Below are 24281 nucleotides of genomic sequence, written 5' to 3'. Positions count from 1 at the left end.
GACGTTCAGTCAGTTTCATTGAAGACCCTTGTCCTGACGTACGCGAATGCGATAGAACACAGCGCCGGTGATGGGCGTCTGTTCGCACGGGGCGGATGACACTCATCGATCTTGTAAAGATCTACGCCGGTTCCCACGGGGGAGGTGGGTGTATTGACACGGGCACGTATGCCGCGTCCGCACGAGGTAGCCGCCGCGCGGCGCGATCCGCGACTGCTGCGGGCGCTGAGCGAACGACGCCAGGACGACGCCTGGCGCACCAGGGGCACCTGTCAGAACGTCGATCCGGAGACGTTCTTTCCGGCACCGAACGAACCGGCCGACGCGGCGGTGGCGCTCTGCCGCACCTGCGACGTCCAGGGCTCCTGCCTGGCCTGGGCGCTGGAGGTGGGCGACTGCCACGGCGTCTGGGGCGGCACCACGCCGCGTGAGCGGCGCGCCATGCTGGTGGCCTGGCGCAGCGAGGTGCAGCCGGATCCGGACGCGCTCGACGACGCCGGTCCGCCGGTGCGCGACCGCCTGCTCACGCTGGTCCCGCTGAGCTGATCCCGACGTCGCCCGTGGCCGCTCCGGCAGGCCGCGGGCGACGTCCGTTTCCGCGCCCGAGCACCGGCGGGCCGGCCGGCCCGCGCAGAATGGGCCGGTGCGGCACGACGACGAGATCGACACACCACGGGGGCCTGCCCGGCTCCGGTTCGACCCACCCGCCGGCGGCGCGGCGGTGCTGGTGCTCGGTCACGGCGCCGGCGGCGACGTGGACGCGCCCGACCTGACCGCCGTGCGGGACGCGGTGCTCGCCGCCGGGGCCGGGGTGGCCCTGGTGACCCAGCCGTACCGGGTCTCCGGGCGACGCGCGCCCGCCCCCGCCGGGCACCTCGACGAGGCGTGGACGGCGGTGCTGGCCGAACTGCGCCGGCGCGCTCGACGGGTGCGCCACTGGGTGGTCGGTGGGCGGTCGAGCGGCGCCCGGGTCGCCTGCCGTACCGCCGTCGCCGTCGGGGCGGCCGGGGTGGTGGCGCTGGCGTTCCCGCTGCACCCGCCGGGACGGCCGGAACGCTCCCGGGCCGGGGAACTGCTCACCGGGCTGCCCACGCTCGTCGTCAACGGCGACCGGGATCCGTTCGGCGTACCCGAGCCCGGCCCCGGCATCGAGGTGGTGGTCCGGCCGGGGGAGCGCCACGACCTGCGCGGCGATCCGGCCGGCACGGCCGCCGTGGTGCGGGACTGGCTGCGCGTACACGGGTGGTCGTCCTGACCGGTCGGCGCGCGCCGTGACCGTCCGGCGCGGCGGGTCGTTGCACCGGTTGGTGCCGGCCGCCCGGTTCGGGCGCGCCGGGGCCACCCTCCCAGGCCCTTCCTGGTCCCAGCGTCGGTCGCGGCCGAGGCCGGGACCAGGATCGGGTGGGGCCGGAGGAATGCCACGCCCCACAACTCGCGTTGTCTCCCTGTGGACGACGACAGAGCCATCGCGAGGGGGGTGACCGGTGCCGATCGAGACACGGAGCCGGGAACGGGACGAACGGGACGAGCGCCGGCTCCGGCGGCTGCTCGACGCGCCGGAGTGGCCCGCGGCGGCGTCGGTCGTGAGCACCGGCACACACTCCGGAAGTGAATCTGCCGGTAGGCGGGTACGCGTATCCTCGGCGGGAAAGCATCCGACGCGAGGGGATGTGCGGTTGACCACCGAGAAGACGGACGAGCGCAGGGCCCGCTTCGAGCGGGACGCGATGCCCTTCGTCGATCAGCTCTACGCTGCCGGGCTGCGGATGACCCGCAACCCGGCGGACGCGGAGGACCTGGTCCAGGAGACGTACCTGAAGGCGTACGCCGCCTTCCACCAGTTCGAGCAGGGCACCAACCTGAAGGCCTGGCTCTACCGGATCCTGACCAACACCTACATCAACACCTACCGCAAGCGGCAGCGCCAGCCCATCCAGGCGCCGACCGAGGAGATCACCGACTGGCAGCTCGCCGAGGCGGAGTCGCACACGTCCAGCGGCCTGCGCTCGGCCGAGACGGAGGCGCTCGACCGGCTGCCGGACAGCGACGTCAAGGAGGCCCTCCAGCAGTTGCCGGAGGAGTTCCGCCTGGCCGTCTACCTGACCGACGTCGAGGGCTTCTCCTACAAGGAGGTCGCCGACATCATGGGCACGCCGATCGGCACCGTGATGTCCCGTCTGCACCGTGGCCGACGTAATCTGCGGAAGCTGCTGGAGCAGTACGCGGCGGAGCGGGGTTTCAGCGCCGCCTCGTCGAAGAAGGGTTCGACCGCCGCCGCCGGCCGGGAGGTGTGACCGTGAGCTGTGGACAACCGCACGAGACGGACTGCCGCGAGGTGCTCGCCGAGGTCTACCTCTACCTCGACCTGGAGTGCGCCGAGGAGCGCCGGGTGCTGATCCGGCACCACCTGGACGAGTGCGGGCCGTGCCTGCGCGAGTACGGCATCGAGCAGGAGGTCAAGGCGCTCGTGGCCCGGTGCTGCGGCAACGAGGCGGCCCCGGAGAAGCTGCGGGAGCGGCTGCGCCTGCGGCTGACCGAACTGGTGGTCTTCGAGAGCACCGAGTCGCGCGAACTGGCCGACTGACAAGCGACGAAACGGCCCGGGTCCGATGACGGACCCCGGGCCGTTTCGCTGTCCGGCGCCTGCGCCGCGCTGATCGGATGATCAGGAGTTGGGGCGCTTGCCGTGGTTGGCGCTGCTCTTCTTACGGGCCTTCTTCTTGCGGGCCTTCTTCGCCATGCTCTGCCTCCTTGTGCTGGTCACGGTTCCGTCCGCGGCTGGGCGCGGCGGAGGTCGCGGTGTGGCTCCCCGGCTCGCCGGTGGCCGACCCGCACGATGCTAGTGCCGCCGCCGCCCGCCGGAGTGCGGTGGGGCGGATCGCGCGGCGGTGGTGCGCGGCCCGGCGTGACCGGCGTCATGATTGGATACCGTTCGCAGGATTGTCGGGGAGCTGTCGGGGAGAGGGAGGGCCGGAGATGGCCGAGGAGATCCGCGCCGAGATGGTGGCGAACGTCTGGAAGGTCGTCGTGTCGGCCGGCGACACGGTGTCCGAGGGCGACACCCTCGTCATCCTGGAGTCGATGAAGATGGAGATCCCGGTGGTCGCCGAGTCCGACGGCGTGGTGCAGAAGCTGGCGGTCAACGAGGGTGACGTGGTGCAGGACGGCGACCTGATCGCGGAGATCGGTTGACCGGCCTGCGGGTACGCCGCGCCGAGCCGGCGGACTTCCCGGTCGTGGCCCGGCTGACCGTCGCCGCGTACGAGGCGGACGGCCAGCTCAAGGACGAGACCGGGTACGCGCCGGTGCTCGCCGACGTGGCCACCCGCGCGGAGACCGGCGAGGTGCTGGTGGCCGTCGACGACGTCACGGGCCAGGTGCTCGGCGCGGTGACGTTCGTGTTGCCCGGCACCCCGTACGCCGAACTCGCCGGCCCGGGCGAGGCCGAGTTCCGGATGCTCGCTGTGGATCCGGCCGCCCAGGGCCGGGGCGCCGGCGCCGCGCTCGCGACGGCGTGTGTGGCGCGCGCGGCGGAGCTGGGCTGCACGGCTGTGGTGATCTGCGTACGCGCCGGGATGGCGGCGAGCGCACACCGCCTGTACGAGCGGCTCGGTTTCGTCAGGTACCCGGAGAAGGACTGGACGCCGCTGCCCGGGATCGACCTGCGCGGCCTGCGGCTGGATCTGACCGTGGCGGGCTGAGTCCGGTCGCGGCGGGCTGAGGCGGTGCGCCTCAGCCCGGCTCGGTCTCGCCGATCTTGGCGAGCAGCTCGTCGGCCACCTGAAGTGCGATCCGCTTGCGCTCGTCGTCGGTGATGCCCGGCGCGCGTACCGCGAACCAGCTGCTGTGCACCGCGAACAGCGTGAGCGCGGCGCGGAGCTGTGCGGCGGGTGAGTCGTCTCCCCGGCACAGCTCGTGGGCCAGCCGCATCATCCGCTCCCGCATCTGCTGGCCGGCGACCAGGCTCTTGAGCACCGTCTGGTTCTGCTCGAAGAAGCGCATCACCTGGGGCAGGTCGCCGGCGAACATGCTGTCGGCGTACCGGCTGATCAGGGCGCGCCGGGTCGCCAGGGTGGGCGGCTGGTCGGCGGCCCAGGCGATCAGCTCGTCCATCCGGCGCAGCCGGTCGTCGACCAGGCTGGTGACGATCTCGTCCTTGCTCTTGAAGTGGTAGTAGAGCGCCGCCTTGGTCACGCCCAGCCGCTCGGCGATCTCCCGCAGCGACGTCTTCTCGTAGCCCTGCTCGGTGAAGAGTTCCAAGGCGACGGCCTGGATCCGCTCCCGCGTGCCACCTGTGGTCTCCCTCACCGGCCGACATCCTTCCAATCCGCTTGACGTGCGTCCGTCATCAGCTTACCGTCCGGCTAGTAAGCAAACTAGCCGGGCGGCAAGTAAGTCGATCATCCGATCTGCGGGGGAGCCTACCGATGAGTCAACCAGCCCAGGTGACCACGAGACCCAATGTCCGGGTCGTCCTGTTCGGCCTGATGATCGCGATGATGCTCGCGATGCTCGACAACATGATCGTCAGCACCGCGCTGCCGCGGATCGTCTTCGAGTTCGGCGGCGCCGACCACTTCACCTGGGTGGTCACCGCGTACGTGCTCGGCACGACGGTATCCACGCCGATCTGGGGCAAGCTCGGCGACCTCTACGGCCGCAAGACGGTCTTCCTCACCGCCGTGGTCGTGTTCCTGGTCGGCTCCGCGCTCTGCGGCATGTCCGGCTCCGGCGTCTTCGGCGGCACCGACACCGGCATGATCGAGCTGATCGCGTTCCGGGCCGTCCAGGGCCTCGGCGCGGGTGGCCTGATGGTCGGCGTCATGGCGATCATCGGTGACCTGGTCCCGCCGCGTGAGCGGGGCCGCTACCAGGGCATGATCGCCGGCATCATGGCCATCGCCATGGTCGCCGGGCCGCTCGTCGGCGGCTTCATCACCGACCACCTCTCCTGGCGCTGGGCGTTCTACGTCAACCTGCCGCTGGGCGGCGCGGCGCTGCTGGTCCTCGCCACCACCATGCACCTGCCGAAGTACCGCACCGAGCACAAGATCGACTGGCTGGGCGCGGCGCTGCTGTCCGTCGGCATCACCGCGATCGTGCTGGTGACCACGTGGGGCGGCAACGAGTACGACTGGGTCTCGCCGCAGATCCTCGGCCTGGCCGTGCTGGCGGTGCTCGCGCTCGGCGCGTTCGCGCTGGTCGAGCGCCGCGTGCCGGAGCCGATCCTGCCGCTGAGCCTGTTCACCAACCGCAACTTCGCGCTGATCTCGGTGATAGGTTTCCTGCTCGGCTTCGCCATGTTCGGCGCGATGAACTTCCTGCCGCTCTACCAGCAGACCGTCCAGGGCGCGTCGGCCACCAACAGCGGCCTGCTGCTGCTCCCGCTGATGTTCGGCATGCTCGTGGTGTCGCTCGTGGTCGGCCGGACCATCACCAAGACCGGCCGCTACCGCGTCTTCCCGATCGTCGGCGGCGTGGTGATGGCCGCCGGGATGGGCCTGCTCAGCCTGCTGGACGTGGACACCAGCAAGACGCAGTCCTCGCTCTACATGATCGTGCTCGGCGTCGGCATGGGCTTCCTCATGCAGACCTCGATGCTGATCGCGCAGAACAGCGTGGAACAGAAGGACCTCGGCGCGGCCAGCGGCGCGGCCACCTTCTTCCGGTCCATCGGCGGCTCCTTCGGCGTCTCCCTCTTCGGGGCGATCTTCGCCAGCCGTCTGGCCGACTCGGCGGCCGGTCCGGCGTTCGCGGGCTCGGGCGGCGGCGAGGGCGGCGCGATGGACCTGGAGGCCCTCAAGAAGCTCACCGGCCCGATGCGCGAGGCGGTGCTCGGCGGCCTCTCCGACGCCATCTCGCACGTCTTCTTCTGGGCCGTCCTGTTCACAGTGGCCGTACCGGTGCTCGCCTGGTTCATCAAGGAGGTGCCGCTGCGCGCGACGAACGACGTGCCGCCGGCCGGCGCCACACCGGAGGACCAGGCCGAGGCCGCGCTCGGCAAGGCCCCCGTCGCCTGACGCACCGTCGCGGCCCCGCCGGCGCCCAGAAGGGGTACGCGGGGCCGCGCCGCGTCCGCCGCTGCGCGGTCAGCCGCGGCGGAACAAGGCGGTGAGGCGTCGCCAGAGACGCCGCAGCGGACCGCCCTCGGCGTCGGCGACCAGCCGCCCGGCAGCGGCGCGTGTCGCCGCGTCGAGCGCCGGGGTGGCCCGCGCCAGGTACGCCAGTGACACCGCGATCGGGGTGCGCCGGATCGGCCCGGCCGCCACCTCGGCGATCCGCCCGGCCACCAGCGCGGCCACGTCGGCGCGGGTGTCCGGGTGCACCCAGGCGGCGGTGACCAGGGCGAACAGTGCCGCCTCGGCGGCCGGGCCGAGATCGCCGGCGGCAAGTTCCCCGAGCACCCGCCGCCGGGTCGACCGCTCCCACGGCTCGTCGGTGCGGTGGTGCAGCAGGCCGAGGCAGGCCCAGACCTGCGCGCAGCGCGTCCACAGTGCCGGATCCTGCCCGCCGAGCACCCGGCCCAGCGCGGTCGCCGGCGCCTCCGGCGGGTGTGCCAGCAGGGCGAGCAGGTCGGCGAGGTCCAGTGTGGCCAGCCCGACCGCGGCGTCGTACGCGGCCGGCGGGTGCGCCCAGGCCGGGTGCGCGAGCTGCTGGAGCCGCCGTACCGCCTCGGTCGAGGGGGCGGGACCGTCCGGGGCCGGGGCGTCGTCGCCCGCCGGGGTCACCTGCCCGAGCCAGGGGCGGCCCCGGCAGCACTCGGCGAGGTCACCGTGCTCGTGCGTGTCGTCCGGGTGGTCGCGGACGAAGTCGGCGAGCGCCACCAGGTGGTCCACGTTCCCGTCGCGCAGGTAGCGCAGCCGGTGCGCGGTGTGCACGGCGCAGTCGAACGCCGGATCCTTCGCCAGCGCCCGGTCGGCCCAGCCCAGCGCCGCGTCGAGCCGGCCGTGGTCGGCCAGCGTGCCGGCGATGTCGGCGTAGACCGCGAGGTCGTCGGGGTCGAGCGCGACAGCGCGTTCCAGTGCGGCGAGCGCTTCGGCGGTCCGGCCGGCGCTGCGGTACGCGTACCCGAGCCACACCTCGCCGAGTTTGGTGGGCTGTGCGCGTACCCCCCGGGTGGCCCAGGTGACGGCGAGGGTGACCTCGCCGAGGCGCCGGGCCAGCGCGGACGCCGCGCCCAGCAGCAGCGGATGGGCCGGATGGACGGTGATCGCGTTGCGGGCCAGCGTGAGGTACGGCGCGAGCGGCTCGCGCAGCCGGCGCGGCGCGGGGTCCGGCGCCGCCGCGCAGACCTGCATGAGGATCCGGGCGGTGCGCTCGGGATCGAGGCGTTCCGGCAGGTCGGCGGCGGTCACCCAGGGTACGGCGGCCCAGGGCGCGGCGGGCGCGTAGCCGGTGGCGGCGGCGAGCAGGTCGAGCCCTTCGGCGGGGCGGCCGGCGGCGGCGAGCAGGTGCGCGCGGGCCACCACGGCGCCGACGAACGCCTGCTGGCCGAGCGGGAAGAGGTCCAGGTCCCCGCCGCTCGCCGCGTTGAGCCGGGCGAGCGTCTCGTGCGCCTCGGGAAGCGTGGGGGAGCGGACCAGCGCGGCGGCCACGTGGTCGGCGGCGTGCCGCAGGTCGCCCTCGCCCAGTGCCAGCCGGGCCAGCGCGAGTTCCTCCTCCGCGGAGAGCGCGGCGTCGTCCTCGGGCACGTCGTCCTCTCGCCGGTCGGTCGGTCAGCCGGGCAAGCCTAGGGGATCTTCCGTCGATTAGTGATCCACTGCGCACTCCTGCTCGTTGCGTTGATTGGAGCCGCTCAAACGTGCAAGACTGAGCATCGAACGCGCGGGAAACGCGCAGAAGGAGGTTCTGGAGTGACGCGTCCAGGGGCCGGTATGGCCGCCGACATCGACGAGCAGCCGGCCGGTTACGAGCGCCTGCTCTCCACCGAGCACGCGGCGGCCATCGCCGAGGTGGCGGCCGTCGTCGCCGAACGCCGCCCCCGGCACGTCGTCTTCACCGCCCGGGGCACCTCCGACCACGCCGCGCTCTACGCGGCCTACCTGACCGAGATCCGCCTCGGACTGCCCGCCGGGCTGGCCTCCCCCAGCGCGATCACCGTCTTCGGCGCCCGGCCCGACCTGTCCGACGCGCTGGTCGTCGGCGTCAGCCAGAGCGGCGGCTCGCCCGACCTCGCCGAGGTGCTGCGGGTCGCCCGCGCCTCCGGCGCGCTCACCCTCGCCGTGACCAACAACCCCGGCTCGCCGCTGGTGGAGACCGCCGAGCTGAGCGTCGACATCGCCGCCGGACACGAGCGCGCGGTCGCCGCCACCAAGACCTACACCGCCGAGCTGCTCGCGCTGCTCATGCTCATCGAGGGGGTACGCGCCGGCGACGGCGTGCTGCCCGCCGAGGAGCGAGCCGCCCTGAGCCGCCTGCCCGAGCTGGCCGCGCAGACGCTCGCCGACGACACCCCGGCCCGGCTCGCCCCGCGCTACCGGTTCGCCGCCCAGCTCGTCACCACCGGCCGGGGCTACGCGTACCCGACTGCCCGGGAGGCGGCGCTGAAGCTGATGGAGACCTCGTACCTGCCGGCGCTCGCCTTCTCCGGCGCCGACCTGCTGCACGGCCCGCTCGCCATGACCGACCCGGACGTCCCGGTGCTCGCCGTGGTCGGCTCCGGCCCCGGCGGCACGTCCATGCGCGAGGTGCTGCCCCGGCTCGGCGAGCGCCGCGCCGACGTGGTGGTGGTCGGCTCCGCCGAGGTCGGCGAGACCCGGATGGCGGTGCCCGAGGTCGACGAGCGGTACGCGCCGCTGCTCGACATCCTGCCGCTGCAACGGCTCGCGCTGTCCCTGGCGCTGGCCCGGGGCGAGGACCCGGACGCGCCGCGCGGCTTGAAGAAGGTCACGGCGACGATGTGAGGCCCGGCGTGGCACGCTGTGGGGCGTGTCCACCCTCCGTGACCTCGCCGAGGAGCACACCGCGCTCCGACCGGCCGACATCGACCACCTGCACCGGATCGCCGGCGACTGGCAGCTGCTGTCCGACCTGTCCTTCGCCGACCTGCTGCTCTGGGTGCCGGTGGACGGTGACGGCACGTTCCTCTGCGTGGCCCAGGTCCGTCCCACCACCGCGCCGACCGCCTACCTGGACGACCAGGTCGGGCGCATCGTCGGCGGGGCCGAGGTGGCCCACCTGGAGGTGGCCCACCGGCAGGGACGGATCTGGCGCGAGGGCGACCCGGTCTGGTACGGCGACGTCCCGGCCCGCCACGAGGCGATCCCGGTCCGGCTGCGCACCGGCGACGGTGAAGCCGGCGAGGTGATCGCCGTGGTGGGTCGGGACACCAACCTGTCCACCGCCCGCACCCCCAGCCAGCTCGAACTGAACTACCTGACCACCGCCGACGACCTCGCCCAGATGATCGCCGACGGCACGTTCCCGCCGCCCCGGCACCCCGGCGAGACCACCTCGGCGCCCCGGGTCGGCGACGGTCTGGTGCGGCTCGACGCCAACGGCAAGGTCACCTACGCCAGCCCGAACGCGCAGTCCGCGTACCGCCGCCTCGGCTACGCCTCCCACCTCGTCGGGGAGGACCTGGCCAAGCTGCACCGCCGGCTCGCCGGCGACCCCCTCGAAGGCACCGACGCGGGCAACGCCGTGCTCGCCGCGCTGCGCGGCGAGGCACCGCCCCGCCGGGAGATCGACGCCCGCGGCGCCACCATGCTCACCCGGGCGCTGCCGCTGATGCCCGCCGGAGTGCCGATCGGCGCGCTGGTGCTGGTCCGCGACATCACCGAGGTACGCCGCCGCGACCGCGCCCTGATCACCAAGGACGCCACCATCCGGGAGATCCACCACCGGGTGAAGAACAACCTCCAGACCGTCGCCGCGCTGCTGCGCCTCCAGGCCCGGCGCGTCGCCATGCCCGAGGCGCGGGTGGCACTCGAGGAATCGGTACGCCGGGTCGCCTCGATCGCGCTCGTGCACGAGACGCTCTCCCTGTCCAGCGACGAGGCGGTCGAGTTCGACGGCATCGTCGACCGCGTCGCCAGCGCCGCCACCGAGGTCGCGGCCACCGAGGTGAGCGTGGGCATGCGCCGCCGCGGCACCTTCGGCATCCTGCCCGCCGAGATCGCCACCTCGCTGGTGATGGTGCTCAACGAGCTGCTGCTCAACGCCGTCGAACACGGTTTCCCGCCGGCCGACGAGGAGACCGCTGCCCCCGCGCCCGCGGACGCGCCCCGGCCCGAGGCCGAGGTCACCGCGCCCCGGCCCGAGGTGGTGGTCACCGCGCACCGGGCCCGCAAGCAGTTGCACGTCACCGTCACCGACAACGGCCGGGGACTGCCCGAGCAGTTCGACGCCGAGCGCGGCGGCAACCTGGGCCTCCAGATCGTCCGGGCGCTGGTCACCGGCGAGCTGCGCGGCACCATCGACCTGCGTAACGGCGCCGACGGCGGCACCGAGGCGGCCATCGTCGTACCGCTGGCCCGCGGCACCACCGACCGCCTCACCGGACGAGCAGGGCCACCGTGATCCCCGGCCGCGGCCACACCCGCCGCACCGTGTAGCCCGCACGCAGCGCGTCGCCCTTCGCGCCAGGCACCGTCGCCGGCGGGTCCGCGCGCCGACCGGTGACCACCAGCCACACCCGGTCCACCCGGGCCAGGCAGCGCGCCGGGTCGTCGCACTCCACGGCCCACAGGCTCGCGTCCTGACGCTGGTCGCGGACCACGAGCACGTCGCGCGGCAGCCTCGGCCCCAGGTGGTACGCCATGCCGAGATCCGGGAACAGCCACCCGTCCCGGGGCGAGTAGACGATCGCGTCGCCGGGTCGCTGCTCGGCGCGGATGATCCCGGCCGCCCCCGCGTAGTCGACCGGTGCGCTGCGCGGCCACTCGTGGGTACGGCGCAGTGCCGCCTGATCGGGCAGCCCGAGCAGCCCGGCCAGAACCACCACCGCGATTCCCGTCGCGATCCGTCCGCGCGGCGACGTCGGCCCTTGCTCTGCTTCCGCGGGCGCGGCAGTGCGGCCGGCTGCGGCGGGTGTCGCCGTGCGCTCGGGTTCGGCGGGCGTCGCTGTTCCCGGCGTCCGGGCCGGTGCGGGAGTGACCCGCGCGGCAGCCAGCGCGGCGCCGGCCAGTACGCAGGCGAACGGCACGGTGAAGACGAGGTAGCGGGTCACCCAGAGCGGCACCGTCGTTCCGGCGGCGAACACCAGCAGCACCGGCAGCAGCACGGCGGCGGCGGGCAGCAGCGCCCGGCGACCCAGCCGGGCCGCGCCGAGCGCCGCGAGCGCGAGCACGAACCCGCCGACGACGCCGCTCTGCGCCAGCGCGCCCGGTAGTGCCGCCAGGTCGGGCAGGCGCGCCGGGTCCACCCAGTCGAGTTGCCGTCCACGCTGCCCCCGGGCGACCAGCGCCAGTGGGGCGACGAGCACGACGACCGGCACCAGCGCCAGCAGCCACCCGGCCGGCACCCGTCGGCCGGGCGCCGACGCCTCCCGAGCCTCGCCGGTCACGTCCTGCCGTTCCGCTTCCGGCGCGTCCGTGCCGTGCTCCCTGGTCCCGGGATGCGGTGACACCCGTGGCGTTCCACCGGCGCTCGATCTCGTGGCTGGGTGGAACGCCGTGGGTGTCTGCGGGGCGCCGTGACCTCCGTGGCGTTCCACCGGCGCTCGATCTCGTGGCTGGGTGGAACGCCACGGTTGTCTGCGGCGTGGACGGCCCGCGTCGGGCATCTCGGCTCGGGACTGGCCGGGCGGATCGACGACCGCCGCGGGGCCACGTGCGGCGGTCAGCAGCACCATCACGGCGTGCGCGGCGAGCAGGGTGAGCGCGATCAGGTGGAGCAGCGCGAGCGCGGCGACGGCGAGGGCGTACCCGGCCCAGCGTCGCCAGGTCGGCCGGCGCAGCGCCTCGACCAGCAGCAGCGTGGCCAGCACGGCGAGCAGCGTGGCGAGGGCGTACGGGCGGGCCTCCTGGCCGTACCGCGAGGTGACCGGCAACACCGCGAACAGCAGTCCGGCCAGCAGCCCGGCGCGACGGCCGATGAGCATCGCGCCGAGGCGGGCGGTGAGCGCGGCAGCCACTGCCATCGCGAGCTCGGAGGGCAGTCGCAGCGCGGTCGGCGACGTGCCGGCCAGCGCGGTCCAGCCGTGCATGAGCAGGTAGTACGGCCCGGTCGCGGCGTCGATCGTGCGGGTCATCCGGGCCAGGTCCGGTACCGGGCGAGTGGCGGCGCTCCAGGTGGCCAGCTCGTCCCGCCACGGCTGGGCGTGCCCGATGCCGGTCAGTGTCACCGCGAGCGTGAGCAGTCCCGGAACCACCCATACCACCGGACCCGACCGGGCGCGCACTGACGCGGGCACGAACCTCCTCACCCCCGCAGCGTCACACGCCCAGCCCTTCCCACCCGCCCGCTCCACCGATTCCCACCCACCCGGCCCCACGCCCCGACCCGGCCGATCATGAAGTTGACGGCATTCACCGTCCCTTTTGTCTCCGCCAACTTCATGATCAACGGGGTGGGGAGGAGGAGGGGTGGGGGAGGAAGGCGGGCGGGTGAGGGTGGATGGGGGTCGATCTCGGGTGGGGCCCGTGATGTGGGATCACAGGGCGGAGCTGTGGTCGGGCGGGGCGGGGTGTGGCAGCATGAGGCACATGACCGCCGCTGTCGTCCGCCGCTTCGTGGCACGTCGCCACGTCGATTACGGCCGCGTGCGCAGCGCGATCTGTCCGGCCCACTGACGACGCCCGACCCTTCCGTCTCGGGCGCGTACTCGCGCCGGCCGTCATCGACATCGCCGTCCACGGCCCTCTCCAGGGCCGGCCGCCGCGTCCGCGCTCCAGGCACCGCAGCAGACCGATGGAGGACGCCGCGATGGCGGTCAGCAGCACCCCGACCCGTCCCGACAGCCCGGCGCCTGCCGCCCGTGCGCCCCGCCGGCCACGCGGCGAGGGGCAGTGGGCGCTCGGGCACCGGGAACCGCTCAACCCCAACGAGCGGATCAAGAAGGACGACGACCCGCTGAACGTGCGGGACCGGATCGAGAACATCTACGCCCACCGCGGGTTCGCCTCGATCGACCCGCAGGACCTGCGCGGCCGGTTCCGCTGGTGGGGCCTCTACACCCAGCGCCGGGCCGGCATCGACGGCGGGCGTACCGCCGTGCTGGAGCCGCACGAGCTGGAGGACGAGTTCTTCATGCTCCGGGTGCGGGTGGACGGCGGCCAGCTCAACCTGGCCCAGCTCCGCGTGATCGCGGACATCTCCCGCGAGTTCGCCCGCGACACCGCCGACATCACCGACCGGCAGAACATCCAGTACCACTGGATCCGGGTCGAGAACATGCCGGAGATCTGGCGCCGGCTGGAGGCGGTCGGCCTCCAGACCACCGAGGCGTGCGGCGACTGCCCCCGGATCGTGCTGGGCAGCCCGGTCGCCGGGGTGGCCCGGGACGAGGTGCTCGACCCGACCCCGGCGATCGACGAGATCGTCCGCCGGTACGTCGGCGACAAGGCGTACTCCAACCTGCCCCGCAAGTTCAAGACCTCGATCTCCTGGCTGGTCGACACGCCGTACGAGGCGAACGACATCGCGTTCCTCGGCGTGGAGCACCCGGAGCACGGGCCCGGGTTCGACGTGTGGGTCGGCGGCGGACTCTCCACCAACCCGATGCTGGCCAAGCGGCTCGGCGTCTGGGTGCCGCTGCACGAGGTGCCGGACGTGTGGGCCGGTGTGGTCGGCATCTTCCGCGACTACGGCTACCGCCGGCTGCGCAACCGGGCCCGGCTGAAGTTCCTGGTCGCCGACTGGGGCGTGGAGCGCTTCCGGGAGGTGCTGGAAAAGGAATACCTGGGCCGCACGCTGCTCGACGGTCCGGCCGCGGACCTGCCGGCGAAGCCGGTCGACCACATCGGCGTGCACCCGCAGCGCGACGGCGCGAACTACGTGGGCGCGGCACCGGTGGTGGGCCGGGTGTCCGGCACCCAGCTCGCGCAGCTCGCCGACGTGGTCGAGGCGCACGGCAGCGACCGGGTGCGGCTCACTCCGTACCAGAAGCTGCTCGTGCTGGACGTGGCGCCGGAGCGGACCGACTCGCTCGTGGCGGCGCTGCGCGGGATCGGCCTGGAGGCCCGGCCGTCGGCCTGGCGGCGCGGCACCATGGCCTGCACCGGCATCGAGTTCTGCAAGCTCGCGATCGTGGAGACCAAGCGGCGCGGCGAGGAGCTGGTCGCGCGCCTGGAGGAGCGGCTGCGCGACTTCGACGCGGACATCTCCATCCACCTCAACGGCTGCCCGAACGCCTGCGCCCGCACCCAGGTCGCCGACATCGGGCTCAAGGGCCAGCTCGTGGTGGGCCCGGACGGCCGGCAGGTCGAGGGCTTCCAGGTGCACCTCGGCGGCGGCCTCGGCATGGCGCAGGGGCAGACCGCCGGCTTCGGCCGCAAGCTGCGCGGTCTGAAGACCACCGCCGAGGAGCTTCCGGAGTACGTGGAACGGCTCGCCCGCCGCTACCTGGCCGGCCGGACCGAGGGCGAGACGTTCGCCAACTGGGTGATCAGAGTCGACGAGGAGGAGTTGCGATGAGCGATGCCCGATCTGCGCCTCTCTACTGCCCGTACTGCGGGGAGGAGGACCTGCGACCGCACGAGGCCGGGCACGGCGCCTGGGAGTGCCACGCCTGCGCGCGGGTCTTCGCGGTGAAGTTCACCGGCCTGCTGAGCCGGGCGGTGACCCGGTGACCGGCCTCGTCTCCGCCGCCGGCCTCGGGCTGATCGGCGCGGCCGAGCCGGCCCGCCGTGACCCGGAGGAGCTGCGTGCGCTGGCCGAGGAGGCCGGCCGGGAACTGGCGGACGCGCCCGCGCTGGAGATCGCGCGGTGGGCGGCCGAGACGTTCGGCGAACGGTTCTGCGTGACCAGCTCGATGGCCGACGGTGTGCTGGCGCACCTGGTCTCCCGGGTCGCGCCCGGCGTCGACGTGGTGTTCCTGGACACCGGGCTGCACTTCCCGGAGACGCTGAGGGTCCGCGACGAGGTGGCCCGGCGGATGCCGGTGCGGGTGCGCTCCATCCGGCCCCGGATGACCGTGGGCCAGCAGGACGGCCAGTACGGTCCGCGCCTGTTCAACAGGTCCCCGGACGACTGCTGCCAGTTGCGCAAGGTGGAGCCGCTGGAACGGGCGCTGTCCGGGTACGACGCCTGGGCCGCCGGGCTGCGCCGGGACGAGTCGCCGACCCGGGCGAACACGCCGGTGGTGGGCTTCGACGCGCGGCGCGGCAAGGTCAAGGTGAACCCGATCGCGGCGTGGACGCAGCGGGAGGTGGACGCCTACGTGGCCCGGTACGACATCCCGGTGAACGAGCTGTTCGCCCGCGGCTACGGCTCGATCGGCTGCTGGCCGTGCACCCGGCGGACGAAGGCGGGGGAGGACCCCCGGTCCGGCCGCTGGGCGATGTTCGAGAAGACCGAGTGCGGCCTGCACACCTGAGCGCCGGGCCACCGGTGGTGCTGGTGGCCCACGGCAGTCGTGACCCGCGCGCGGCGGAGGCGACCCGGGCGCTGGCCCGGGCCGTGGCGGACACGTGCCCCGGTCGTCCGGTGCTGCCGAGCTGGCTCGACCACACCGATCCCGGGCCGGCCGAGGTGCTGCGCGGGCTGGCCGCCGCCGGTCACTCCCGGGCGGTCCTGGTGCCGCTGCTGCTGACCGCCGCGTACCACCGGAAGGTGGACATCCCGGCGGCGGTCGCGGCGGCCGGCGCGGACATCGAGGTACGGGTGACCGACGTGCTGGGGCCGACCGGCGGCGGGGTGGACGGCGGGCTGCTGGACGGGCTGCGCCGCCGCCTGGCGGAGGCGACCGGCGACGGGCCGGGCGGGCTGGACGCGGTGGTGCTGGCGGCAGCCGGTACCCGGGATCCGGCGGCGCGTGCCTCGGTGGGCCGGGTCGCCGCGGCGTTCGGCGCCGGGCTGGGCCTTCCCTGCCGCGTCTCGTACGCCTCGGCCGCGCCCCCGGAGGTCGGCGGCGCGGTGACGCGACTGCGCGCGGCGGGCGCCCGCCGGGTCGCGGTGGCCGCCTACTTCCTCGCCCCGGGCCGGTTCCACGACGGGGTACGCGCGTCGGCCCGGTCGGCCGGCGCGGTGGCGGTGGCGGATCCCCTGACCGACCTGCCGGAGCTGGCGGACCTGGTGCGGCGACGGGTGGAGGCGGTGACGGGCTGACCCGGTCCGGGACAGCAGAACGCCCCGGCCGGAATCCCGGCCGGGGCGGTCAGCGTGTACGGGTCAGGCGGAGTGAGCGCGCAGCACCCGGAGGCCGCCGCGGCGCTTCACCGCGCGACGCTCCTCTTCGCTCATCCCACCCCAGACGCCGGCGTCCTGACCGGACTCCAGCGCCCACTGCAGGCACTGGTCGGTCACGGGGCAGCGCCGGCAGACGGCCTTCGCCTGCTCCACCTGCAGGAGGGCCGGGCCGGACGTCCCGATCGGGAAGAACAGCTCCGGGTCCTCGTCGCGGCAGACCGAATCGTGGCGCCAGTCCATGGCGGCAACACTCCTCATTCTTAGTGGGTGGCCAGATAACGCTTCGTTGCTATTTCTATATGCGTCCGCATTGCCGAATGGTGACGGTCAGCATCCATCAATTCGGCGCAGCGTGAGCAGGCTGTAGGGTGCCCGGACCTGCTGGAACAGCTCAACCGAACGAGCATATCCAGGCAATGTCCCGGCAACACGAGTTCGCTTGTGAATACTTTCACGAACTACAGCGATGTCAAGGGTGACGCTCGGAAAAACTCCGAACAGTGAGCGGGCTCACCACCCGTTTGTCCGGGTTTGCCAGAGCCCTGGTTACCCGGCGTGCCACAGTCGATAATCAATGTAGTACGGTCTGCGTGATGTTGCTGACATTTCCGGCACCCTTCCTCGGCGTGGCGGCCACCGCGCCCGCGCGGCGGGGGGTCCGCGTCAACCGACTGGGATACCCGAGACCTAGCAGATTACTCTCAGTGCGGCCGGAACGGATGTGAATCGGACTTTCTCCCGCTCGCCGAGGTAGTCCCCGTCCAGCTGGAACGGCAGCGGCCGGTCCGAGACCAGCGTGAACTCCGCCACGTCGTGCAGCCGCAGCACCTGCTTGCCGTGCGGATCCGGCTGCCGGGAGAAGAACTGCACCGCCGTACGGGCCGTGCTGGCCACCCGCAGCCGCCGCAGCGCGAGCACGTCGAGCCCGAGGTCGAACGACGCCTCCGGGTTCGGGTTGATCTCCCGGTCGCCCAGGTACGTCCACGGCGCGGTGTTCTGGATGATCGCGGTGGCCAGTTCCGCCTCGGGCGTCTCACCCGGGCGCTCCAACGTGATCGACGGGTGACGGCGGTCCGAGCCGACGAAGTACTGACTCGCGGTGGAGCGGAAGTAGAGCGCCGGGGTGGAGACGCGCCCCTTCTTACGGGCCTGTTCCACCCGGCGGATCACCGCCGCGTCCAGCCCGAAGCCGGCGCAGAACGTGAAGTAGCGGTCGTCGGCCCGGCCCAGCCCGATCGTGCGGGACCGGCCCAGCCGCAGCCCTTCGAGGATCATGCTGGTGCCGTCCGGCCACTCCCGGGGCAGCCCGAGCGCGCGGGCGAAGACGTTCGTCGAACCGCCCGGCACGGTGGCCAGCGCGGGCAGCCGCTCGGCCGGGGTCGGTCCGGTACGGAACGTCGGCGGCTCCGCCGCCATCAGGCCGTTCACCACCTCGTTGACGGTGCCGTCGCCGCCGAGCGTGACGACCAGGTCGACGCCCTCCTGGGCGGCCTCCCGGGCCAGGTCCATGGCGTGGCCCCGTCGGCGGGTGTACCGCACCGACAGGTCGACTTCACTGCGCAACGCCCGGACCAGCACGTCCCGGCTGCGCTCGCTGGTGGTGGTGGCCTTCGGATTGACCACCAGGACGGCCCGCATGGGCGGCACTGTACCGCGACTACCCACCGGTATCGTGGCGCCCGTGACGATCGACTCCGACCCGCTCCCCGGCACGCTGCGCGCCGCGGTGCTCCTGCTACGTGCCCAGGCGGTGGCGCTGGGGCTGATCGCGGTGTGGCTCATCTGGTCCGACCTCACCGCCGACACGACGGACCTGACCTCGGCACTCCTGGTGACCGTCTTCGCCGTCGGAGGCGCGGTGGCGCTCTGGGCGCTCGGCGGCGCGCTGTCCCGCCGCCGAGCCGGGGCCCGCGCGCCGGCCATCGTCCTCCAGCTCATGCTGCTGCCGGTCGGCTGGTTCATGATCGAGGGCGGCATGGGGTGGCTCGGGGTGCCGCTGATGGCGCTCGGGATCGGCATGGTCGGGTTGCTGGTGAGCGGTCCGACGAACCGCGCGCTGGGCTTCGGCGAGCCGGCCCGCTGAGCGCAGGCCCGGCCCGGACACCGTCGGCCCGCTGAGCGCGCGACCCGGCGCGGGCGCCGCCGGGCCGGTGGTCGTGAAGACCGGTCAGAAGCCGCCGGCGCGGCGGGTCTGCAGCGAGATGGTGGCCCGGCCGCCGGACGCGTGGGCGTTCGCCCCGGTGGTCAGCGCGGTGAGCACCTTCCACGCGAACGACGACTCGGACGGGAGCGTGGCACCCCGGACCGTCGGCACCGTCACCTCGACGGTGAGCGCGTCCTCGGTGACCGCGAAGCGGCACTCCAGCTCGGCGTCGCGGGTGGCGATGGCGAGCAGCATGGCGCACGCCTCGTCGACGGCGATGCGCAGATCCTCGATCTCGTCGAGCGCGAACTGGAGCCGGGCCGCGAGGCCGGCCGTGGCGGTGCGGAGCACGCCGAGGTAGCCACCGTCGGCGGGCACGGTGAGATGGACGACGTCGTCGTCGGTCGTCGGGTGCCCGGTCAGTTGAGTCACGGCTCCTCCCCCCGGTGCGGGACTCTACCCGGTCAGGGGGCGGGCCGCGTGGGCACGGCCGCCGCGTGCGTGGCGAGCTCGCGCAACGCCGGCCCGGCCAGGCGGTACGGGGTCCACTCGTCCATCGGCGTGGCGCCGATCGCGGCGTAGAAGCGGGCCGCCGGGTTCCAGTGGATCATCCACCACTCCAGTCGCTGGTAGCCGCGCTCCACGCAGATCGCGGCGAGCGTGGCGAGCAGCTTCCGGCCCGCGCCGGTGCCCCGTGCCTCCGGGCGGACGTAGAGATCCTCCAGGTAGATGCCGTGCACGCCGGCCCAGGTGGAGAAGTTGAGGAACCAGAGCGCGAAACCGACCGGCCGGTCCGACGCGTCGACCGCGACGTGGCCGTACAACGCCGGGGACGGGCCGAACAGGGCCGCGTCGAGCTGTGCCGTGGTGAGGTGGCACTGCTCGGGAGCGCGCTCGTACTCGGCGAGTTCGTGCACCATGGCGACGACGGCCGGTACGTCCTCGGGACGTACCGGCCGGATCGTCGGAGTGCCGTCGGGCGACGTCACGCCTGCTTGGTCTCCCAGAAGATCTTCGAGATCTCGTCGATCTTCGCCAGCAGCTCGTCGGCCTTGGCCGGGTCGGTGGCGCCCTTGGCGCCGGCCGCGCCGGCCAGCTTGGTGGCCTCGTTGAACAGCTGGTGCAGGTGCGGGTACTTCTCGAAGTGCGGCGCCTTGAAGTAGTCGGTCCAGAGCACCCACAGGTGGTGCTTGACCAGCTCGGCCCGCTGCTCCTTGATCAGGATGGCGCGGGTGCGGAACTCCGGGTCGGTGTTGGCCTGGTACTTCTCGCAGATCATTTTGACCGACTCGGCCTCGATCCGGGCCTGGGCCGGGTCGTATACGCCGCAGGGCAGGTCGCAGTGAGCGCTGGCCGTCACCCGGGGCGTGAGGATGCGGGGAAGGCGCATCAGGGTCCTCCATGGGTTGTTTGCGATGATCCAAGACGACATTACTCCTGGAGACGCCCTCGGGGGCTGGGAGGTGACATGGCGCCCACCGGCGAACCCCCGGCTCTGCGTGGCCCGCTGGTGCCGGTGCTGGTGACCGGCCCGTCCATGGCCCCGACGCTGCGTCACGGCGACGCGGTGCTGGTCCGCACCGGAGGCCGGCCGGTACGTCCCGGGGACGTGGTCGTCGCGGTGTTCCGCAGCCGTCCCGGCCTGCTCGTGGTCAAGCGGGCGGTGGAACCCCGCGACGGCGGCTGGTGGTTGCGCGGCGACAACGAGTTCGTCGCCGACGACTCCCGGGCGTACGGGGTGGCGGACGTCCGGGGCCGGGTGGTGGCCCGCTGGTGGCCGCGTCCGGGACGGGTCCGGCGCCGGTAACGACCGGAGCGGATATGACCCCGCTCACATACTGGGTGCCGAAGCGTGACTATGCTCGAAAAGTGCCCGGGTGACCCCCGCACCGCCGCGCCGCCGGTCGCTGACCACCGCTGACCACGCCGGCCGGTCCGTCTGCTCGACAGATCCTGGAGTCACCATGTCTTCGTCCACCCCGGACCCCGCCGATCCCGTCTTCCGCCTGCACGTCGGCGGCAAGATGGCAGTCGCCTCCACAGTGCCGCTGACCAGCCGCGAGGATCTCTCCCTCGCGTACACCCCGGGTGTGGCCCGGGTGTGCGAGGCGATCGCCGCCGACCCCGCGCTGGCCGACACCTACACCTGGGTGTCGCACACCGTCGCCGTGGTCACCGACGGTTCCGCCGTACTCGGTCTCGGCAACATCGGCCCGCGCGCCGCGCTGCCCGTGATGGAGGGCAAGGCGGTGCTGTTCAAGCAGTTCGCCGGCGTGGACGCGGTGCCCGTCTGCCTGGACACCCAGGACGTGGACGAGATCGTCGCGACGGTCAAGGCGCTCGCGCCCTCGTTCGGCGGGATCAACCTGGAGGACATCAGCGCCCCGCGCTGCTTCGAGGTGGAGCGCCGGCTGGACGAGGCGCTGGACATCCCGGTCTTCCACGACGACCAGCACGGCACCGCGATCGTGGTGCTCGCCGCGTTGCGCAACGCCGCGACGCTGCTCAACCGCAAGCTCGGTGACCTGCGGGTGGCGGTCAGCGGCGCGGGCGCGGCCGGGGTGGCGGTCACCAAGATGCTGATCGCCGGAGGCGTCGACCCGGACCGGGTGGTGGTGTGCGACTCGCGCGGCATCATCGGCCGGCACCGCGAGCTGACCGGCACCAAGGCCGAGCTGGCCGAGATCACCAACGCCGAGGGCCGGCAGGGCGACATCACCGAGGCGCTGCGTGACGCGGACGTGCTCGTGGGCGTCTCCGGCGGCCAGATCCCGGAGGCGGCGGTGGCCGGCATGGCCCCCGGCGGCATCGTGTTCGCGCTGGCCAACCCCACCCCGGAGGTGCACCCCGAGGTGGCCGCGCGGCACGTGGCGGTGGTCGCCACCGGGCGCAGCGACTACCCGAACCAGATCAACAACGTGCTCGCGTTCCCGGGTGTGTTCCGGGGCGCGCTGGACGCCGGGGCCACCCGGATCACCGACTCGATGAAGGTGGCCGCCGCCGACGCCATCGCCGGAGTGGTGGCCGAGTCGCTGACCGCCGACGCGATCGTGCCGTCACCGCTGGACCCGCGAGTCGCCCCGGCGGTGGCCGAGGCGGTCGCGGAGGCCGCCCGCCGCGACGGCGTCGCCCGCCGCTGACGTACGGGAAGGGGCCCGTCCTGTCGCGTTTCGCATAGGACGGGCCCCTTCTTAACTGCTGCTCAGCTTGTTACGGTGCCGATCATGCGTGCTGCCTTCGCCTCGGCCTTCGACGCCGACAACCCGCTCGCCGCGCTCGCCGTCGGTGAGCGTCCCGAGCCGACCCACCCGCAGGACGACTGGGTCACCGTGCGGGTCCGGGCCAGCTCGCTCAACCACCACGACCTCTGGTCGCTGCGCGGCGTCGGCCTGACCGCCGACCAGCTCCCGATGATCCTGGGCTGCGACGCGGTCGGCACCGACCCGGACGGCAACGAGGTGGTCATCTACCCGGTGGTGCCCACCCCCGGTGACCCGCGCGGGGTCTCCATCCTCTCCGAGCACTACCAGGGCACGTTCGCCGAGCTCGTCGCCGTACCCCGGATGAACCTGCTGCCGCTGCCCGACGGCCTGTCGGCCACCGACGCGGCGTGCCTGCCCACGGCCTGGCTCACCGCCTGGCGGATGCTGACCACCAAGGGCCGGGTCGCCGACGGCGAGTCGGTGCTGGTGCAGGGCGCAGGCGGCGGCGTGGCCACCGCGGCGGTCGCGCTCGGCGTCGCGCTCGGCAAGCGGGTGTACGCGACCAGCCGCGACGCCGCCAAGCGGGAGCGGATCGCCGAGCTGGGCGCGACCGCGCTGGAGCCCGGCGCGCGGCTGCCGGAGCGGGTCGACGTGGTGATCGAGACGGTCGGCGCGGCCACGTTCGACCACTCACTGAAGTCGGCCGCCCCGCTGGCCCGGATCGTGGTCTCCGGCGCCACCGCCGGGCACGAGCCCAAGGTCAACCTGCGGCGGGTCTTCGCCATGCAGCTGGAGATCCTCGGCACCTCGATGGGCACCCCGGACGAGCTGACCGAGCTGCTCGCGTTCTGCGCCGAGCACGAGGTGCGCCCGGTGGTCGACCGGGTGGTGCCGTTCAGCGAGATCTCCGAGGCGTTCGCCCGGCTGCACTCCGGTGAGGTCTTCGGCAAGGTGGTCGTCGACCACACCGCGTGACGTCTCAGAGCCGGTCGTCCAGGGTGGCCAGGCCGCCCCGGGCGGCGTCGGCCGGGAGGCGCCTCTTCGCCGCCGGGTCGCCGTAGAGCGTCCAGCGGAGGAACTCGACAGTGGTGTCGGCGACCACGCCCAGCGCCTTGCCGTCGCCGAGCAGCGCCCGGCCGTGGTCGCCCTTCGGCAGGCTGAGCATCGCCTTCGGCCACGGCACCGCGTCGTACACGGCCTTGCCGGCGGCGTACGACACCACCTCGTCGGCCTCGCCGTGCACGAACAACTGCGGCGCGGCGGCGCCGGCGAACGCGGTGCCCACACCGAGCGCGGTGCCGGCGAAGACGATGCCCGCGTCCAGCCGCTCGTCCCGGCCCGCGGTGAACAGCCCGATCGTGGTCACGCCGCCGGCGCTGTGCCCGGTCGCGGCCACCCGCTCCGGGTCCAGCCGGCCGCGCAGCGGATCACCGGCCTTCTCGCCCAGCGCGAGCACCCGCGTCAGCACGTACGACACGTCGGCCGGCTGGTTGAGCACGTCCAGCGGGTTGCCGTCGGTGCCCCGGGAGGTGTGCGGGAAACGCGGCGCGGCGACCACGAAACCGGCCGCCGCCCAGCGGGTCAGCAGCGCCTGGTAGTCCTCCGGCCGCGCGCTCAGGCCGTGGCTGAACAGCACCACCGGGAACCGCCCGTCCGCCGCCGCGGCGGAACGCTCGGCCGCACCACCGGCCGCGCCCGCCGCCGGGTACCAGAGCGTCACCGGCAACGGCCGGTCGCCGTCGCGGTTCAGCTTCACCTGGCGTACGCCGACCGCGAAGCTCTCCGTGGGGGCCTTGCCCGCCGGTACGCGCGGAGCGGGTGTGGTGGTCGTGGGTGGGGCGTCGGGTGCGGGCCGCCCGGCCGGGGCGGTGGGCTGCTCCGAGCAGCCGGTGAGGGCGGCGCCGAGCACGGCGGCGGTGAGCAGGGCGACGGGACGACGGCGCATGAACTCGATTGTGCCTCGCGATCGGGGCCACCAGGCCCGGTCAGCGCGCCGGGTGACCACCCGCTGACGCCCGGAGACGAGCCAGGTCGGCCGCGTCCTTGGCCCGGCGGGGGCGCTCCGGCATCCAGACCGGGAACATCTCCTTGAACTCGATCTCCGCCGCGACGCTGATCACCGGTGCCGTGAGCGTGCCGATCCGGCCGGGCGGCCCGGCCAGCATGCCGTCCGGCAGGAGCGTTCCCGCCCACGGTCCGGCGCCGACGACGACCCGGCCGTCCGCGTCCCGGTCGAGGTACGCGAAGCTCAGCTCGACGTCGTCGCGCAGCAGGCCGAGCTGTGTCGTGGCGGGCATCCGGGGGTCGGGGCGCCAGCCGAGCGCGCCGAGCCGGTCGGCCAGCGTGTCGGCGTCGCGCCGCCAGCAGTACCAGTCGACGTCGACGTGCGGGCGGGTGACTTCGCCGAGGTGGAGGTCCATCGCCCAGCCCCCGCGCAGCCACACGTCGACCCCGCAGGTGCCGGCGATCTCGACCACTTCCCGGATCGCCCCCAGCTGCCGCCCCTCCAGCCCGTCCACCCCGGCACCCTACCCACCCCGCCCCGGACGCGTCGATCATGAAGTTGGCGGCGATCGCCGTCCGGTTTGTCGCCGCCAACTTCATGATCGTCGGCGTCGGCGTCGGCGTCGGCGTCGGCGTCGGCG

At 73.4% G+C, this 24281-nt stretch carries 28 protein-coding genes; 17 read left to right on the top strand and 11 right to left on the bottom strand.

Annotated elements, in window-relative coordinates; translation table 11 throughout:
- Nucleotides 1–153 precede the first annotated feature (153 nt).
- From V6U82_RS16240 to rsrA, 4 genes are all read left to right on the top strand, one after another.
- Complete coding sequence (locus V6U82_RS16240; RefSeq protein ID WP_013288375.1) at nt 154–546, top strand: WhiB family transcriptional regulator; 393 nt, start codon at nt 154–156, stop codon at nt 544–546.
- A 97-nt stretch (nt 547–643) separates the two neighbouring features.
- Complete coding sequence (locus tag V6U82_RS16235) at nt 644–1255, top strand: alpha/beta hydrolase family protein (RefSeq protein ID WP_334462040.1); 612 nt, start codon at nt 644–646, stop codon at nt 1253–1255.
- A gap of 229 nt (nt 1256–1484) precedes the next feature.
- Complete coding sequence (locus tag V6U82_RS16230; RefSeq protein ID WP_128138239.1) at nt 1485–2294, top strand: sigma-70 family RNA polymerase sigma factor; 810 nt, start codon at nt 1485–1487, stop codon at nt 2292–2294.
- A 2-nt stretch (nt 2295–2296) separates the two neighbouring features.
- Complete coding sequence (gene rsrA, locus V6U82_RS16225) at nt 2297–2584, top strand: mycothiol system anti-sigma-R factor (protein ID WP_013288372.1); 288 nt, start codon at nt 2297–2299, stop codon at nt 2582–2584.
- A gap of 81 nt (nt 2585–2665) precedes the next feature.
- Here rsrA and V6U82_RS31560 read toward each other — a convergent pair whose 3' ends face one another.
- The gene (locus V6U82_RS31560; protein WP_369752275.1) at nt 2666–2740 is read right to left on the bottom strand and encodes a 50S ribosomal protein bL37; all 75 of its coding nucleotides are present in this window, start codon (nt 2738–2740) and stop codon (nt 2666–2668) included.
- Nucleotides 2741–2976: 236 nt separating this feature from the next.
- On the opposite strand from V6U82_RS31560, the gene V6U82_RS16220 reads away from it, so the two are divergent.
- Entirely contained in the window at nt 2977–3192 is a 216-nt protein-coding gene (locus V6U82_RS16220; RefSeq protein ID WP_013288370.1) for a biotin/lipoyl-binding carrier protein, read from the top strand.
- Nucleotides 3189–3701, top strand: coding sequence for a GNAT family N-acetyltransferase (locus V6U82_RS16215; RefSeq protein ID WP_334462034.1), 513 nt, complete (start codon nt 3189–3191; stop codon nt 3699–3701). Before V6U82_RS16220 ends, V6U82_RS16215 begins: the two co-directional genes overlap by 4 nt.
- A gap of 31 nt (nt 3702–3732) precedes the next feature.
- On the opposite strand, the gene V6U82_RS16210 is transcribed toward V6U82_RS16215, so the two are convergent.
- Nucleotides 3733–4308, bottom strand: a complete 576-nt coding sequence (locus V6U82_RS16210; RefSeq protein ID WP_334462032.1) for a TetR/AcrR family transcriptional regulator — start codon at nt 4306–4308, stop codon at nt 3733–3735.
- Nucleotides 4309–4427: 119 nt separating this feature from the next.
- Here V6U82_RS16210 and V6U82_RS16205 point away from each other — a divergent pair, with 119 nt between their 5' ends.
- The gene (locus V6U82_RS16205; protein WP_334462030.1) at nt 4428–6020 is read left to right on the top strand and encodes an MDR family MFS transporter; all 1593 of its coding nucleotides are present in this window, start codon (nt 4428–4430) and stop codon (nt 6018–6020) included.
- Nucleotides 6021–6089: 69 nt separating this feature from the next.
- On the opposite strand, the gene V6U82_RS16200 is transcribed toward V6U82_RS16205, so the two are convergent.
- Complete coding sequence (locus V6U82_RS16200; protein ID WP_334462028.1) at nt 6090–7691, bottom strand: tetratricopeptide repeat protein; 1602 nt, start codon at nt 7689–7691, stop codon at nt 6090–6092.
- Between the two features lie 183 nt (nt 7692–7874).
- On the opposite strand from V6U82_RS16200, the gene V6U82_RS16195 reads away from it, so the two are divergent.
- Nucleotides 7875–8903: an SIS domain-containing protein gene (locus tag V6U82_RS16195; protein ID WP_091422314.1), complete on the top strand. Its 1029-nt coding sequence runs from the start codon at nt 7875–7877 to the stop codon at nt 8901–8903.
- A 25-nt stretch (nt 8904–8928) separates the two neighbouring features.
- Nucleotides 8929–10521 (top strand): histidine kinase N-terminal domain-containing protein, encoded by a 1593-nt coding sequence (locus V6U82_RS16190; RefSeq protein ID WP_334462026.1) that lies wholly within the window; start codon nt 8929–8931, stop codon nt 10519–10521.
- On the opposite strand, the gene V6U82_RS16185 is transcribed toward V6U82_RS16190, so the two are convergent.
- Nucleotides 10496–12355, bottom strand: a complete 1860-nt coding sequence (locus V6U82_RS16185; RefSeq protein WP_334462024.1) for a glycosyltransferase family 39 protein — start codon at nt 12353–12355, stop codon at nt 10496–10498. The two genes, V6U82_RS16190 and V6U82_RS16185, sit on opposite strands and share 26 nt — an antisense overlap.
- Before the next feature lie 512 nt (nt 12356–12867).
- Here V6U82_RS16185 and V6U82_RS16180 point away from each other — a divergent pair.
- The 4 genes from V6U82_RS16180 to V6U82_RS16165 are packed head-to-tail and all read left to right on the top strand — an operon-like array spanning nt 12868 to nt 16209.
- Nucleotides 12868–14577, top strand: a complete 1710-nt coding sequence (locus tag V6U82_RS16180; RefSeq protein WP_334462022.1) for a nitrite/sulfite reductase — start codon at nt 12868–12870, stop codon at nt 14575–14577.
- Nucleotides 14574–14732 carry a hypothetical protein gene (locus V6U82_RS16175; RefSeq protein WP_013288361.1) on the top strand — a complete coding sequence of 53 codons (159 nt, stop codon included), beginning with the start codon at nt 14574–14576 and terminating at the stop codon, nt 14730–14732. Before V6U82_RS16180 ends, V6U82_RS16175 begins: the two co-directional genes overlap by 4 nt.
- Nucleotides 14729–15478: a phosphoadenylyl-sulfate reductase gene (locus V6U82_RS16170; protein ID WP_334462017.1), complete on the top strand. Its 750-nt coding sequence runs from the start codon at nt 14729–14731 to the stop codon at nt 15476–15478. Before V6U82_RS16175 ends, V6U82_RS16170 begins: the two co-directional genes overlap by 4 nt.
- The gene (locus tag V6U82_RS16165) at nt 15460–16209 is read left to right on the top strand and encodes a sirohydrochlorin chelatase (protein WP_334462015.1); all 750 of its coding nucleotides are present in this window, start codon (nt 15460–15462) and stop codon (nt 16207–16209) included. The genes V6U82_RS16170 and V6U82_RS16165 overlap by 19 nt, the downstream gene beginning before the upstream one ends.
- 63 nt (nt 16210–16272) lie before the next feature.
- Here V6U82_RS16165 and V6U82_RS16160 read toward each other — a convergent pair whose 3' ends face one another.
- On the bottom strand, nt 16273–16530 hold the full coding sequence (locus tag V6U82_RS16160; protein WP_013288358.1) for a WhiB family transcriptional regulator: 258 nt from the start codon (nt 16528–16530) through the stop codon (nt 16273–16275).
- Between the two features lie 447 nt (nt 16531–16977).
- Nucleotides 16978–17928 (bottom strand): diacylglycerol/lipid kinase family protein, encoded by a 951-nt coding sequence (locus tag V6U82_RS16155; protein WP_334462011.1) that lies wholly within the window; start codon nt 17926–17928, stop codon nt 16978–16980.
- Between the two features lie 43 nt (nt 17929–17971).
- On the opposite strand from V6U82_RS16155, the gene V6U82_RS16150 reads away from it, so the two are divergent.
- Complete coding sequence (locus V6U82_RS16150; protein ID WP_334462010.1) at nt 17972–18373, top strand: hypothetical protein; 402 nt, start codon at nt 17972–17974, stop codon at nt 18371–18373.
- A gap of 84 nt (nt 18374–18457) precedes the next feature.
- Here V6U82_RS16150 and V6U82_RS16145 read toward each other — a convergent pair whose 3' ends face one another.
- From V6U82_RS16145 to sodN, 3 genes are read right to left on the bottom strand one after another with little or no spacing between them, the layout of a single operon-like run.
- Nucleotides 18458–18865: an ATP-binding protein gene (locus tag V6U82_RS16145; protein ID WP_334462009.1), complete on the bottom strand. Its 408-nt coding sequence runs from the start codon at nt 18863–18865 to the stop codon at nt 18458–18460.
- Nucleotides 18866–18897: 32 nt separating this feature from the next.
- Nucleotides 18898–19422: a GNAT family N-acetyltransferase gene (locus V6U82_RS16140; protein WP_128138301.1), complete on the bottom strand. Its 525-nt coding sequence runs from the start codon at nt 19420–19422 to the stop codon at nt 18898–18900.
- Nucleotides 19419–19823 carry a superoxide dismutase, Ni gene (gene sodN, locus V6U82_RS16135; RefSeq protein WP_128138300.1) on the bottom strand — a complete coding sequence of 135 codons (405 nt, stop codon included), beginning with the start codon at nt 19821–19823 and terminating at the stop codon, nt 19419–19421. Before sodN ends, V6U82_RS16140 begins: the two co-directional genes overlap by 4 nt.
- 78 nt (nt 19824–19901) lie before the next feature.
- Between sodN and V6U82_RS16130 the strand changes: the two genes are divergently transcribed.
- The 3 genes from V6U82_RS16130 to V6U82_RS16120 all read left to right on the top strand — a co-directional run bounded on the left by V6U82_RS16130 (nt 19902) and on the right by V6U82_RS16120 (nt 22611).
- Nucleotides 19902–20240, top strand: coding sequence for a S24/S26 family peptidase (locus V6U82_RS16130; protein ID WP_128138299.1), 339 nt, complete (start codon nt 19902–19904; stop codon nt 20238–20240).
- Nucleotides 20241–20397: 157 nt separating this feature from the next.
- On the top strand, nt 20398–21573 hold the full coding sequence (locus V6U82_RS16125) for an NAD(P)-dependent malic enzyme (protein ID WP_120573292.1): 1176 nt from the start codon (nt 20398–20400) through the stop codon (nt 21571–21573).
- An 84-nt stretch (nt 21574–21657) separates the two neighbouring features.
- Entirely contained in the window at nt 21658–22611 is a 954-nt protein-coding gene (locus V6U82_RS16120) for a zinc-binding dehydrogenase (protein ID WP_334462005.1), read from the top strand.
- Nucleotides 22612–22615: 4 nt separating this feature from the next.
- Here V6U82_RS16120 and V6U82_RS16115 read toward each other — a convergent pair whose 3' ends face one another.
- Both V6U82_RS16115 and V6U82_RS16110 read right to left on the bottom strand, forming a co-directional pair.
- Nucleotides 22616–23581: an alpha/beta hydrolase family protein gene (locus V6U82_RS16115; protein WP_334462003.1), complete on the bottom strand. Its 966-nt coding sequence runs from the start codon at nt 23579–23581 to the stop codon at nt 22616–22618.
- 40 nt (nt 23582–23621) lie between these two features.
- The gene (locus V6U82_RS16110; RefSeq protein ID WP_334462002.1) at nt 23622–24155 is read right to left on the bottom strand and encodes a nucleotidyltransferase domain-containing protein; all 534 of its coding nucleotides are present in this window, start codon (nt 24153–24155) and stop codon (nt 23622–23624) included.
- Nucleotides 24156–24281 lie beyond the last annotated feature (126 nt).

This window comes from Micromonospora sp. CPCC 205554, assembly GCF_036902745.1.
In the GTDB taxonomy this organism is placed as follows: Bacteria; Actinomycetota; Actinomycetes; order Mycobacteriales; family Micromonosporaceae; genus Micromonospora; species Micromonospora tulbaghiae.
This window is presented reverse-complemented; position numbering and strand designations above follow the sequence as displayed.